This window comes from Marivita sp. (assembly GCF_048006345.1).
In the GTDB taxonomy this organism is placed as follows: Bacteria; Pseudomonadota; Alphaproteobacteria; order Rhodobacterales; family Rhodobacteraceae; genus Marivita.
Genome location: NZ_CP180351.1, coordinates 3,941,818 through 3,954,971, shown reverse-complemented (window position 1 = coordinate 3,954,971; position 13,154 = coordinate 3,941,818). Strand labels below are relative to the sequence as shown.

The following is a 13,154-nucleotide window of genomic DNA, read 5'->3' as shown; positions in this document are numbered from 1 at the left end:
ATCCGCAGGCCTGTGCAGACCATCGTCCGTAACCCTGCGGCAGCGCATCTTCTGGATGTGACCCGCACGGTGCGTCGGGCCGGGATGCGTCCGACGGGCATAGACAGGATCGAACGCGCCTATATCGACCACCTCATCGACGACCCTGCGCCGCTTTTTGGTCTGGTCCGGACCAAGACGGGTTTCCTGTTGCTGGACAAGGATGGGTGCAGCCAGCTTCTGCTACATTGCGATCAGCCTCTCTGGACGGAGATCGACGTGCTGTCATGGGTCTCTGGGACTTCTGAGAAGGGGCGGGCCAGAACCGAGAGCGGATTGCGCAAGATCGCTTTGGACCGGGCCTTGCCATCGCGGTTGACGAAAATGCTCAGACGGCATCTGCCTGCCGGGACGCTATATCTCAATGTCGGGCAAAGCCAATTCAACGACCGCGTCATTCACGCGCTCCGGGACTGCGACGCGATGCGGATCGCGGTCTATGTCCATGACACCATCCCGCTTGACTGGCCGGAGTTTCAGACCCCGAAATCCCGACAGGCGTTTGCGGCGTTCTTTGCAAAGGTCGATCATTACGCCGACCTTGTCTTTTGCAATTCACAAGACACCAGATCGCATATTCTGCGCCATGCCCGGACGCTGACAGCCGACGCCGTTCACGTTCTTCTTCCAGGATTGCCCGAAATTCGCGTCGATCCACCGCCTCTAGGGCCATGGACCGGCAAACCTTATTTCATGGCCATCGGTACGATCGAGCCGCGCAAGAATATCGGCTTCCTGCTGGACATTTGGGAGTCGTTTATCGGCGATGATGACCCGCATCTGATCCTCTGTGGGCGCCGTGGCTGGATGAATGAAGACGTTTTTGCGCGATTGGACCGAAAGCCGGCGCATGTTCACGAATTGCCCGCCCAGTCCGATGAAAAGATGTGGGGACTGCTTCGGGACAGCAATGGCCTGCTATTCCCAAGTCTGGCGGAAGGGTTCGGATACCCGGCTCTTGAGGCGGTGCAGCTGAAAGTGCCGCTCATTTGCAACCCTTTGCCTGTCTTCAAAGAAGTCTTGGGCAACGCGCCTATTTACGTAGGCGAATCGGATTGCTACCTTTGGCGGCAAGAAATCGAAAAACTGGCGCAAAGACGTCGGGATCAGAGCGGTGAAAGGTACGGGGTTATGTCTTTAGAGAGCCCGACTTGGCAGGAACATTTCAACCAACTATTCACATCACTCTGATACCTACGTGTGGCGTGTGTCCACAAAGACAGGCAGCTGACTCTTGGGAGTGGTGCAAAGATACGGTTTGAGACTTCAGCGCAAACGCTGGAGGTTCCGCGCGTTTCGCAAACGCCGCGAACTGAAACCTGTATCCAATCGCACCGATCTGATCCGGAAAACCGATATCCTGCTGTTCTGCACCGTGCGGAACGAAGGCATTCGCCTGCCCTATTTCCTGAAATATTACCGCGAGATGGGGATCTCCCATTTCTTTTTCGTCGATAACGACAGCACCGATGGCACCGCCGAATTGCTGGCGCAGCAACCGGATGTGTCTGTCTGGCACAGCCGCAACAGCTACAAGCGGTCGCGGTTCGGCATGGACTGGATGAATTGGCTGTTGCGGCGCTACGGCCATGAGCATTGGTGCCTGACGGTCGATCCAGACGAATTCTTCGTCTACCCGTTCTGCGACTCGCGCCCCTTGCCCGCGCTGACGGATTGGCTGGACGCGTCGTCGATCCGGTCGTTCAGCGCGATGTTGCTGGACATGTATCCCAAGGGTCGGATCGACGCCGTACCGTATCAGGCGGGCCAGAACCCGCTGGAAATCGCGGCTTGGTTCGATTCCGGGAATTACACGCTGAAGCGCAATCACCTTCTGGGCAATCTCTGGATTCAGGGGGGGCCGCGGGCGCGTGTGTTCTTTGCCGACCGCCCCGAAGCGGCACCTGCGCTGAACAAGATCCCGCTGGTGAAATGGCATCACCGGTATGCCTATGCCAGTTCGACCCACATGCTTTTGCCGCGCGGTCTGAACAAGGTTTACGACGAATGGGGCGGGGAGAAAGCGTCGGGTGCGCTGCTCCACACCAAGTTCATCAGCACGTTCAACGAAAAGGCCATGGAAGAACTCAAGCGCCGCGAGCATTACGCGGGCAGCTTGGAATACGTGGCCTATGCCAATGCGCTGCAGGACAATCCCGAACTTTGGTGCAAATGGTCCGAGAAATACATCAACTGGCGACAGCTTGAGATTCTGGGCCTCATGTCGATGGGCAACTGGGCATGAGCATCGGGATCGTCATGCTGGCGCACACCGCGCTGCACCGGGCCGAGCAGGTGGCCCGGCACTGGACCAAGGCGGGCTGTCCGGTGGTGATCCATGTGGATCAGGTGGTGTCGGCGAAGCGGTACAAGATTTTCACCGAACGGCTGAGCGATGATCCTTTGGTGCGTTTTTCGCGGCGGCATCGCTGCGACTGGGGCACATGGGGGCTGGTGGCCGCGAGCCAGGATGCCAGCGAGTTGATGCTGGCCGAGTTCGAAGAGGTGAGCCATGTCTACCTCACGTCCGGGTCATGCCTGCCGCTTCGCCCGGTTCAGGAATTGATCGACTATCTCAAGGCGCGTCCGCGCACCGATCATATCGAAAGCGCGACAACAGCGGATGTGCCCTGGACCGTGGGTGGGTTGGATGAAGAGCGGTTTACCATGCGGTTCCCGTTCTCGTGGCGGCGCAACCGGTATCTGTTCGACCGCTTCGTCGAATTGCAGCGCAAGGTCGGATACAAGCGCAAGATCCCGGACGGTCTGACACCGCATATGGGCAGCCAGTGGTGGTGCCTGACCCGGCAGACGCTGGCGTCGATCCTCGAAGACCCCAAGCGCAAGGTGTATGACCGCTATTTCCGCCATGTCTGGATTCCCGATGAGAGCTATTTCCAGACGCTCGCGCGGCTTTATTCCACCAACATCGTCAGCCGGTCGCTGACCCTGTCGAAGTTCGATTTTCAGGGCAAACCGCACATCTTCTATGACGACCATCTGCAATTGCTGCGGCGGTCGGATTGCTTTGTGGCGCGCAAGATCTGGCACAATGCCGACCGTCTGTACGAGACTTTCCTGAGTCCCAAACCCGGGGAGTTGAGCCTGCAGGAACCCAACCCCGGCAAGATCGACCGCATCTTTGCCAAGGCGGTGGATCGGCGGACGCGCGGACGGCCCGGGCTTTACATGCAGAGCCGGTTTCCCAATGAGGATTGGGAGAACGGGGTCACTGCAGCCAAATATTCCGTGTTTCAGGGATTCACCGAACTTTTCTCTGACTTTGAGCCGTGGCTGGCACAGGTGACGGGCGCGCGGGTGCATGGGCATCTGTTTGCCCCGGACCGGGCGCATTTTGCCGATGGTCAGACAGTGATGAACGGCGCGCTGTCGGACAATGCGACGCTGCGCGACTACGATACCAAGATGTTCCTGACCAACCTGTTGTGGAACACGCGCGGTGAACGCCAGTGCTTCCAGCTTGGGCCAAGCAGCACGCGGCACGTTGTTTGGGATATTGCGAAGGATCCCAATGCGCAGGTCTCGGTCATCTCTGGTGCGTGGGCGATCCCGCTGTTCCAGTCGAACCGGAGCTTTGCCGAATTGCGGCGCGAGGCGGCGCAGTTGCAGAAGATCGAAACCGAGATGCTGGATGCGCTGCGGTCGCCCTATTCCAAATGCCGACGGCGCATCTGGACGATGGCGGAATTCATTGAAAGCCCGATGGAGGCGATCCAGGTGATCGTCGATGAAATCGGAACGCAGCCCACCCGGCGACTGACCGAGGCGCCGAAAATGGTCGATCTGACCGGGTTCGGGCAATTCCTGCAAAACCTGAAAAACCAGGGGATGCATCCCTATCTCATGGGCGATTTTCCAGCCGACCCAATCGCGCAAGCACCGTTTCGGGGTGCGGACCGCCCGCGCCCTTATCTGGTGAAGAAGTAACACGTGGCTGCGGGATTTGATCTGTTCGTCGTCTTTGCGGAAATGCGAACCGGCTCCAACCTGCTGGAAGACTACCTGAACCAGATTGCCGGGATCACCTGCCACGGCGAGGCGTTCAATCCGAACTTCATCGGCTATCCCAACAGCACCGATATTCTGGGTGTCACACAGTCACAGCGCGAGGACAATCCGGACCGTCTGCTGCGCACGATCCGGGACAAGACGGACGGGCTGGGTGGGTTTCGGTATTTCCATGACCATGACCCCCGGGTTCTTGCTCCGATCCTTTCGGATCCGCGCTGCGCCAAGATTGTCCTGACGCGCAACCCGCTCGACAGTTACATCAGCCTCAAGATCGCGCGCGCGACGGACCAGTGGAAGCTGACCAACGTCAAGAACCGCAAGGACGCGCAGGCGCATTTCGATCTGCACGAGTTCGAACGCCATCTGGGCCGGACCCAAGCGTTTCAACTCGAGATCATGCGCGCGCTGCAAGTGACGGGGCAAAGTGCGTTCTATATCGGCTATGACGATCTGCATGACACCGAAGTGTTAAGCGGTCTGGCCCGATGGCTGGGCGCTGCGGCGGAACCAGAGGGGTTTCAGACCAACCTCAAGCCGCAGAATCCGCAACCTCTGTCCGACAAGGTGGCGAATTACAGTCAGATGGAAGTCGCCCTGCGGACGCTGGATCGCTTCGACCTGACGCGCACCCCCAATTTCGAACCAAGACGCGGCCCCGTGGTGCCGTCCTACGTGGCCTGCGCACGCCATCCGCTGATGTACCTGCCGATCCGGTCGGGGCCGGAGCAGACCGTCAAGGCGTGGATGTCAGCACTTGACGGGGATGGGTCAGAGTTGGTGAGCGACTTCAACCAGAAATCCCTGCGCAGCTGGTTGCAGGATCATCCCGGACATCATCGCTTTACCGTGCTGCGGCACCCGCTGGCCCGCGCGCATGCCGCGTTCTGCGACAAGATCCTGAACACCGGACCGGGAAGCTTCGCAAAGATCCGGCAGCAGCTTGTGCGGTCGCATGGAATCGATCTGCCGGATGATCCGAACGATCCCGGATATGATCTGCGCGCCCACAAGATGGCGTTTGAAGGGTTTTTGACGTTCCTGCGGTCGAACCTGAACGGTCAGACCAGTATCCGGGTGGATGCGCATTGGGCCAGCCAGGTGACCTGCCTTCAGGGCATGTCCGAATTCTGCCTTCCGGACAGCCTGCTCCGGGAAAGCGAATTGTCCTCTGCCCTGCCCCGGTTTGCAGAGACGCTGGGTCTCACCTCTGTGCCCGAATGGACGGGAGTGACAGACCCGCATGCAGAACGTCTTGCCGCGATCCATGAGCGCGGCTTGGACAAGCTGTGCCGCGACGCTTACCCGCGCGACTACATGATGTTCGGATTTTCGGATTTCAACGCACCCGCCTGAGCGGGTGCGCGATGTCAGGCTGCCTGAACTGCAGCGGCTTCCGTGATGATGGTGTGCAGCGTGGCGGGATCGGGATTGGCCCGCAGTTTTGCACAGAAGCTCTTGTCGCGGAGGGTGCGCGATACCAACGCCAACGCCTTGAGGTGTTCGACGCCTGCATCCTCGGGTGCGAACAGCGCAAAGATCACGTCCACCGGCTGACGATCGATCGCTTCGAAATCGAGCGGTTTTTCCAGAAGGATGAACACACCCACAACCGCCTCGACCCCATCAAGCCGGGCATGTGGCAGGGCGACGCCATGGCCCACACCTGTCGGGCCAAGGCTTTCGCGTTCGAGCAACGCCTCAACGGCACGCTGAGCAGAGATGCCATAGGCCGACTCTGCGATATCGGCGATATCATGCATCAAGCGTTTCTTGCTGGATGCACTGGTCACAGCCTTAACGGCTTTGGGATTCAACAGGTCTGCAAATTTCATGTACTGCTCGTTGTTTGGACGCTGCCGGCCCGTATACCTACGTTATGGATCGATCCAGCCGATGTTTCCATCTTCCCGACGATATACGACGTTCACACCGTCCTTTTTGTCATTTCGGAACACCAACACTGGCAGCCCCGCCAACTCCATCTGCATCACCGCCTCACCCACGGTCAGCGACGGAATCTTGGTTTCCATCTCTGCGACGATTATGGGCTGCAATGATTCAGGTTCGTCGTCATGCGTATCAACTTCGCTGGCGAGGATATACGAGGACGCCCCAAAAAGTTCAACAGGTTCCGTACGGTCCTTGTGGTGGTCTTTCAGGCGCCGTTTGTAGCGGCGCAGCTGCTTGTCCATCTTTTCGCAGCACGCGTCGAACGCAGCGTAGATTTCCGTCGCATGCGCCTTGGCGGAGGCGTTCAAACCGGTCGACAGATGAATCACTGCCTCACAAACAAACTCATGGGCGCTCTTTGAGAAGACAACGGTCGCGTCGGTCGGGCGACCGGCATACTTGCCCAGCATCGCGTCCAGTTCGGTCTTCGCATGAGTCTGGAGAGCCTCACCAACGTCAATCTGTTTGCCGGTTATCTGGTAACGCATAGGATATCCTTTTTATTGTTTTGGTTTTGCACCGAAACGCCGCCGGTTCAGCCGGAGGGCGCGTTTGCTGGCAAAAAGGAAATGGCATTCTGACCGTTGTGTTTCTTTGTCCAGCCGGGGAGGCAGGCAAGGCAGAATTTGACGGTCTGTGTCTTCAAACGCCATAGGATCATTTCAATCCTGTGACAGCCACCTGTCAATCATTTCTGTCAAATGAAACTGTAATTATCCGATGCGGAAACTGTCGCCCAGATAGACCCTGCGGACGTTCTCGTTGCGGACAACTTCGTCCGGGGATCCGGACATCAGAACCTTACCGTCATGCAGGATATAGGCGCGATCCACGATTTCGAGCGTTTCGCGCACGTTGTGATCGGTGATGAGCACACCGATGCCGCGCTTCTTGAGATCGGCCACCAGATGGCGGATGTCTCCGACGCTGATCGGGTCGACCCCGGCGAAGGGTTCGTCCAGCAGCAGATACTTGGGATCGGCCGCGAGACAGCGAGCGATTTCAACGCGGCGCCGTTCACCGCCCGACAAGGCAAGCGCCGGGGCACGGCGCAAGTGTTCGATGGAAAACTCGCCCAACAACTCTTCAAGACGTTCACGCCGTTTGTGGCGGTCCGGCTGGCTGATGTCGAGAATGGCGTTGATATTGTCTTCGACGCTCATGCCCCGGAAGATCGACATCTCCTGTGGCAGATATCCGATCCCCATGCGGGCGCGGCGATACATGGGCAGATAGGTGACGTCCTGTCCGTCGATCAGAACCTGACCGCCCTCGGGGTTCACCAGCCCTGCAATGGCATAAAAGGATGTGGTCTTGCCGCTGCCGTTGGGGCCCAGCAGCGCGACGACTTCACCGCGATGCACCTCGAGCGAGACATCCCGAATGACCACGCGTTTCTTGTAGCTTTTGCGCAGATGACGGACGACAAGCCCGCTTTCCCCTTGGGTGACAGAGAGGGCCGGACCAGCCATCAGTTGTCGCTCGACTGGAACACCGTCCGCACACGGCCGTTCATCAGGGCGGTCCCCGCTTCGAGATCGACATCCATGCTGTCGGACACAAGCGTGTTCGCGCCCTGCGTCAAGAGCACATTGCCCAGCATACGGATCGTGCCGCGATTGACCTCGTATTCGGCGGTGTCGGCTTCGGCAGCCTGATCGCCGTTGACGAGGGTTACGCCACCTGTCGCCTCGAGCCGTTCGACCCCGCTCTGGTTCTGGGTGTAAAAGACCAGAACACGCGGCGCGGAGAGGCGCATTTCGCCCTGACCGATGACGACGTTTCCGGTAAACAGCGCCGATCCGTCGTTCTGCGAGACCGACAGAGAGTCTGCGCTGACTTCGACCGGGAGCGATGTGTCCTGCTGGACCGTGCCGAAGGCGACAGATGTCCCCTGCGCCTGCGCAAGCGTTGCACATCCCATCGCGATGACGGTTATCACTGTTCGGATCATCATTCAGCCCCGTTCTGTTGCGGGATGTATACCAGCTTTACCCCCTCCGTGAACAGCAACTGAATGTCCGCAGTATCGCCAATCTCTTCGACCCGGAGTTTTCCCGCCGATAGGGTCAGGCCGGGACCGTCTGCCTCGACCGCGGAGGTGCTTTCGATGGCAACCCGATCGACCGCGGCATCCAGACCGTCTGTGCGCACGGTATAGCCGGAACTGCTTTCCAGAGTGACGCCGTCACGCAGCAAAAGGCGGTCTCCTTCCTCCATCTGACCGACCGTCGCATCAATCACGATGCGGTTTCCATCGCTCACGTCGATGACCGCCCTCAGGTCATCTGCAATCATCCCCGAATTTTCCGCATCGCTGAACCTTGCCTGTCGCGCGGCAAGGGTGAGCCCCTGCCCGTTTTCGGTGGTGCCGGCGTAAAAAGGGCTGCCCATCTGTTCTGTCTGCGTAGGATCGGCGCCCCCGGTCAGCACCGGAATGACAGCGATGGGATCAGGACCACGCGCATAGAGAAAGATCGTCGACAGAAGCGCGAGCGCGCCCAGCGGAAGCAGGATCTTCAACCAGGCGATCAGGCGCGAATACATCTTAAATGTCCGCGCGGTCAGGTATGGGCGAAAATGTCGGTTTCCGGCCAACCGGCAAGATCAAGCTGCGCCCGCGTGGGCAGGAAATCGAAACAGGCCTGCGCCAGTTCTGCCCGACCTTCGCGTTCCAGCATCGCCAGAAGCGTGTCCCGCAGTTTGTGCAGATAAAGCACATCGGAGGCGGCATATTCGACCTGTGCCTGGCTCAGGGTTTCGGACCCCCAGTCACTGGACTGCTGTTGTTTGGAAATGTCGATGCCCAAGAGTTCCTGCAACAGCACCTTGAGGCCGTGACGGTCCGTATAGGTGCGGACCAGCCGGCTTGCGATCTTGGTGCAAAAGACAGGCGCGGTGGTGACGCCAAACGCGTTCTGCATCGCCGCAATGTCAAAGCGCCCGAAGTGAAAGAGCTTGAGCACAGTCGGATCGGTCAGCAGTTTTTCCAGATTGGGCGCCGAGGTCTGACCCTTTTCGATCTGCACCAGATGCGCGGTTCCGTCACCGCTGGACAATTGCACGACACACAGGCGGTCGCGGTGCGGATGCAGCCCCATGGTCTCGCAATCAATGGCGACTTCCGGGCCGAGGTCGAGACCGTCTGGAAGGTCGCGGAGGTGGACTTTGTGGGACATCGCATTTCATCCTGTTCATGGAACCTCATGGGCAGATAGACCTAAGCCGATTGTGGCGCAACCTGCGCAGAGCTGCCGCACTTTCGTCCGATTCTGAAATTTAGGACATGATTCGGGCTCATTCGTGTCTCAAGCTGTCTTTAGATAGCCTCAATTATACCAAATATATTTCAGTATATGTCACTTCGTGATCGCACCGACGCTGGCGTGTCGAGGACACATTTGAGGTTCGATCATGGTCAAATACTGAAACAATCGCCTTTTGGAACTGGTTCCAGAACGGCAACATTCTTGATACTTTAAACGAATTGACGTGCCGCACCAACTGTCGTCAATACGTCAACAATCCTTGTCGGTCGTAAAAACTGGTGATGTGACGCGACGGAAAGTGAGGTCAATCGTGCAACTGCAGCATTTTTGAACACGGGTACCACCCAATTCGAACGACCACCTTTAGACAGTGGGTGTCAGATTACCGACAGCGACCCTTCTGTTTCAGCGGACTCTGCCATTTTAGTCAGAGGGTCAAAATTGTGATGACAGGCTCTATTCTTTCCAAATTGGATACATCCAGACGCACACGTTTAAGGCGATAAGTTTCTGGGAATACACGACAAAGTTTCCCCCCATTCCCAAAGTTGACCAAAATAAGGCGCATCGTCATAAAGAGGTCATGCTTTGGCAGGCCACAATCCTGCCGCATTATCGCAAGGCACTTGGGGGTTGGTGCTTCCACTAGGGAGTTGTGTAAGGGTCCGTCTGCTGAAATCTGCCACATAGCCTGAAAATCTGAAGATCGGACATGTTGTCCGCCGCCTCATGCTCATCGCAACGCGCTGTGAGCAAACGATATTTTCTTGCCTGCTGGTACCCAGTGAACGGCCCAAACACGTAGGGTTAACAGGGTCATAAATGACACTTCACATTCGCCAGCCGGGTCCGCACGCAAAAATCGAAACACTGGTCAACGCTGCCTTTTCGACCGCCGAACCAACAAGCCTCTATCGTGACTATTTCAAGCGCTTCATGGACATCACACTTGTGATCCTGGCCGCCCCCGCTGTTCTTCTGGTGGTGGGTATCTGCGCGGTCCTGATCGCACGGGATGGCGGATCGCCCTTCTATCATCAGTCTCGCATCGGCCGCTTCGGCAAGACGTTCAAGATGTGGAAACTGAGAACAATGGTGGCCAACGCGGACGCTGCGCTGGAGGACTACCTGCGCGCCAATCCCGCCGCCCGGATCGAATGGGACCGCAACCAGAAGCTTCGCCATGACCCGCGGATCACGAAAGTCGGCCAAATCCTGCGCAAAACCTCGCTCGACGAGCTGCCGCAGCTTTGGAACGTGCTGATCGGCGACATGTCGCTGGTTGGTCCGCGTCCGATGATGGTGGATCAGCAATCGATGTACCCCGGTTCGGCCTATTACGCGCTGCGTCCCGGCATCACCGGCTTCTGGCAGGTGTCCGTGCGCCACGAGAGCAGCTTTGCCGAGCGCGCCACCTACGACGCGGAATATCTGCGCAAGGTCAACTTTGTGCAGGACATGTCGGTGATGCTGAAGACCGTCAGCGTCGTGACCAAGGGCACCGGCTGCTGATCAACCAGAGTGCTGCGCCAAGGCGTGACGGCGCAGCACCTGCATCAGTTCATCCAGCGCCTTCGCATTCAGTTCATTGATCAACCGACCCTGATCGTCCCATTGCTGCGCCGTCGCGGCGACCATCACTTCCGGCCCTGTGATCAACAAGGGCCGGAATGGCGTCAGGCAGAGACGCGCCATGTTCTGCGTCCGCTCCCCTCCTGCACGACCCGCCGCAGCGGACATCAGCGCCACCGGCTTATTGGCCCAAGGCGCGCCTTTGGTCCGACTGATCCAATCCAGCGCATTCTTGAGAACACCTGAAATGCCCTTGTTGTATTCAGGAGTGGCCACGATGACGGCGTCTGCCGCAGCGATCTGATCTGCAAGGGCCTGAACTTCGGCCGGGATGCCAGAGTTTGCTTCGAGGTCCCCATCATAGAGAGGAAGGCGCAGATCGCCTTCGACGAACTCTGCATCCCCGAACCGCCGGACGGCTTCGAGCATGAGAAGTCGGTTTGTCGAGGCTTTGCGGAGCGATCCGCACAGGCCAACAAGCTTCAATTCTGCCATGGTTATCTCCTGATCTGTTGCGCAGACACTTGGCGCAGCGATCCGGGATGGCAAGCCGTCATCCCCATGCAGAAACAAAAAGGCCCGCATCACGGGGATGCGGGCCTTTTTCTTGGGCTGATGCCGCGATCAGGCGTTCGGCAGGATCACGATCTCGACGCGACGGTTCTGCGCCCGGCCTTCCGGTGTCAGGTTGCTGGCAAGCGGCTGGTCTTCGCCGCGTCCGATGCTCTGGATGCGGAAGGACGGAACGCCTTCGCTCATCAGGATGTTCGCAACCGATTGCGCACGCTCTCGCGACAGGTTGAGGTTGTAGCCAGCATCGCCGGTGTTGTCGGTATGGCCGATGACCTGAACCGTGGTGTCCGGGTAGGCCAGAAGGCTTTGCCCGACGGTGCGCAGATCGCGCTGCAGGTCAGGGCGCAGCGTGGCGCTGTCGGTGGGGAACAGGATATCCTGCGGCAGCGTCACGATGAGCCGGTCGCCTGTGTTCCGGATGTTCACGTTGCTGTTGCCCATCTGCGCGCGAAGATCGGCCTCCTGCTTGTCGAGCTGGTTGCCGATGATCGCGCCGCCGCCGCCACCAATGGCCGCACCAAGAACGGCATTGCGGCGCCGTTCTTCGGGGTCGTTGCCCATCAGCGCACCAACAACGGCACCGGCACCAGCGCCGATGAGCGCGCCTTGCTTGGCTTGTCGATTGGGGTCGTTCGGATCGTTGAACGTGCCTGTGGTACAGGCTGAGAGTGCGATGGCGCCGCACAGCGCTGTGGTCAGGGAAAGTCTGGGAAATGTCATATGTTTTGCCTCGTCTAACTGCGCCCGATTGTAAGGGTCCGTTTACTGCTATGCGATAACATAGACAGAAAGTTCCCCGATGTCGTGAAATAATCGGCACATTTCCGCGCAAGGCTCAGGCTTCGACGCGGGCGGATTCCCAGGCAAGGATGCTGCGTTTGACCGGCAAACCCCAGTGATAGCCGCCCAATCCGCCGGATTTGCGCAGGGCGCGGTGGCACGGGATCAGATAGCTGATCGGGTTGCGCCCCACTGCCGTGCCCACGGCGCGGACGGCTTTGGGATGGCCGATGAATTCCGCAATCTCGGAATAGGTGGTGACGTGGCCCGAGGGGATCTGCATTAGCGCCTCCCACACCTTGATCTGGAATGGAGCGCCGATCATGAAGAGTGGCACATCACCTTCGGTCTGACCAAAGGCGGCGCGGACCCAAGGGTCGAGCCTGTCCGGCGCTTCGATATAGGTGGCAAGGGGCCAGCGGCTGGTCAAATCCTGCATCGCCTCGGCCTCGGTGCATTCGGCGCCGAAGCCGATCCCGCAGAGGCCCTTGTCGGTGCCCATCACCAAGGCAGGTCCAAACGGGCTGTCGAACCAGCCCCAGTAGATCGTCAAACCTTCGCCTTTGCGGGCAAAGTCGCCCGGACTCATCGCCTCCCAGCGCAGAAAAAGGTCGTGCAGACGCCCGCCCCCGGACAAACCAGCCTCGTGCGCAGTTTCGAGCGTTGTGAACCGTTCGGCCAGCAGCGCCTTGGCGTGGCCCAGCGTGAGGTATTGCTGATAGCGTTTGGGGCTGACACCGACCCAGCGCGAGAACACCCGCTGGAAATGCGCAGGGCTCATGTTCATTTCCGAAGCAAGTTCGTCCAGCGATACAGCAGGTCCGCTGGCGTCGATCACATCCAGCGCACGGCGCATGACGTGGAAATGATAGCCGTGAGTGTCTTCGTTCAGAACCTGCATCGCGTCACCTCTTTGTCCTCTGATCCAGTCATATCTCG

The 13,154-nt window shown here is 58.8% G+C and carries 14 protein-coding genes; 5 read left to right on the top strand and 9 right to left on the bottom strand.

What is annotated here, in order from left to right; translation table 11 throughout:
• The first annotated feature begins 12 nt into the window (after positions 1 to 12).
• From ACMVPR_RS19170 to ACMVPR_RS19155, 4 genes are all read left to right on the top strand, one after another.
• Positions 13 to 1,230, top strand: coding sequence for a glycosyltransferase (locus tag ACMVPR_RS19170; RefSeq protein ID WP_416884176.1), 1,218 nt, complete (start codon positions 13 to 15; stop codon positions 1,228 to 1,230).
• Positions 1,231 to 1,297: 67 nt separating this feature from the next.
• Positions 1,298 to 2,284, top strand: coding sequence for a glycosyltransferase family 2 protein (locus ACMVPR_RS19165; protein WP_416884175.1), 987 nt, complete (start codon positions 1,298 to 1,300; stop codon positions 2,282 to 2,284).
• Positions 2,281 to 3,987, top strand: a complete 1,707-nt coding sequence (locus tag ACMVPR_RS19160) for a beta-1,6-N-acetylglucosaminyltransferase (RefSeq protein ID WP_416884174.1) — start codon at positions 2,281 to 2,283, stop codon at positions 3,985 to 3,987. Before ACMVPR_RS19165 ends, ACMVPR_RS19160 begins: the two co-directional genes overlap by 4 nt.
• Positions 3,988 to 3,990: 3 nt before the next feature.
• The gene (locus ACMVPR_RS19155) at positions 3,991 to 5,424 is read left to right on the top strand and encodes a sulfotransferase family 2 domain-containing protein (protein WP_416884173.1); all 1,434 of its coding nucleotides are present in this window, start codon (positions 3,991 to 3,993) and stop codon (positions 5,422 to 5,424) included.
• A gap of 14 nt (positions 5,425 to 5,438) precedes the next feature.
• Here ACMVPR_RS19155 and ACMVPR_RS19150 read toward each other — a convergent pair whose 3' ends face one another.
• The 6 genes from ACMVPR_RS19150 to ACMVPR_RS19125 form a co-directional block, all read right to left on the bottom strand.
• Complete coding sequence (locus tag ACMVPR_RS19150; RefSeq protein ID WP_416884172.1) at positions 5,439 to 5,903, bottom strand: PTS sugar transporter subunit IIA; 465 nt, start codon at positions 5,901 to 5,903, stop codon at positions 5,439 to 5,441.
• A gap of 42 nt (positions 5,904 to 5,945) precedes the next feature.
• The gene (gene hpf / locus ACMVPR_RS19145; protein WP_300585387.1) at positions 5,946 to 6,509 is read right to left on the bottom strand and encodes a ribosome hibernation-promoting factor, HPF/YfiA family; all 564 of its coding nucleotides are present in this window, start codon (positions 6,507 to 6,509) and stop codon (positions 5,946 to 5,948) included.
• 225 nt (positions 6,510 to 6,734) lie between these two features.
• Positions 6,735 to 7,493, bottom strand: coding sequence for an LPS export ABC transporter ATP-binding protein (gene lptB / locus ACMVPR_RS19140; RefSeq protein WP_292268650.1), 759 nt, complete (start codon positions 7,491 to 7,493; stop codon positions 6,735 to 6,737).
• Positions 7,493 to 7,975 carry a lipopolysaccharide transport periplasmic protein LptA gene (gene lptA / locus ACMVPR_RS19135; protein ID WP_292268656.1) on the bottom strand — a complete coding sequence of 161 codons (483 nt, stop codon included), beginning with the start codon at positions 7,973 to 7,975 and terminating at the stop codon, positions 7,493 to 7,495. The genes lptB and lptA overlap by 1 nt, the downstream gene beginning before the upstream one ends.
• Positions 7,975 to 8,568, bottom strand: a complete 594-nt coding sequence (locus tag ACMVPR_RS19130) for a hypothetical protein (protein ID WP_300585382.1) — start codon at positions 8,566 to 8,568, stop codon at positions 7,975 to 7,977. The genes lptA and ACMVPR_RS19130 overlap by 1 nt, the downstream gene beginning before the upstream one ends.
• A gap of 17 nt (positions 8,569 to 8,585) precedes the next feature.
• A complete protein-coding gene (locus tag ACMVPR_RS19125; RefSeq protein ID WP_416884171.1) occupies positions 8,586 to 9,200 on the bottom strand; it encodes a ribonuclease D in 615 nt (204 codons plus the stop codon).
• Positions 9,201 to 10,112: 912 nt separating this feature from the next.
• Between ACMVPR_RS19125 and ACMVPR_RS19120 the strand changes: the two genes are divergently transcribed.
• Positions 10,113 to 10,802 (top strand): sugar transferase, encoded by a 690-nt coding sequence (locus ACMVPR_RS19120; RefSeq protein ID WP_416884170.1) that lies wholly within the window; start codon positions 10,113 to 10,115, stop codon positions 10,800 to 10,802.
• On the opposite strand, the gene ACMVPR_RS19115 is transcribed toward ACMVPR_RS19120, so the two are convergent.
• The 3 genes from ACMVPR_RS19115 to ACMVPR_RS19105 form a co-directional block, all read right to left on the bottom strand.
• Complete coding sequence (locus tag ACMVPR_RS19115; protein WP_416884169.1) at positions 10,803 to 11,357, bottom strand: NADPH-dependent FMN reductase; 555 nt, start codon at positions 11,355 to 11,357, stop codon at positions 10,803 to 10,805.
• Between the two features lie 129 nt (positions 11,358 to 11,486).
• Positions 11,487 to 12,155 (bottom strand): OmpA family protein, encoded by a 669-nt coding sequence (locus ACMVPR_RS19110; protein WP_300580379.1) that lies wholly within the window; start codon positions 12,153 to 12,155, stop codon positions 11,487 to 11,489.
• 115 nt (positions 12,156 to 12,270) lie between these two features.
• A complete protein-coding gene (locus ACMVPR_RS19105; RefSeq protein ID WP_416884168.1) occupies positions 12,271 to 13,116 on the bottom strand; it encodes a methylated-DNA--[protein]-cysteine S-methyltransferase in 846 nt (281 codons plus the stop codon).
• Between the last annotated feature and the right edge of the window lie 38 nt (positions 13,117 to 13,154).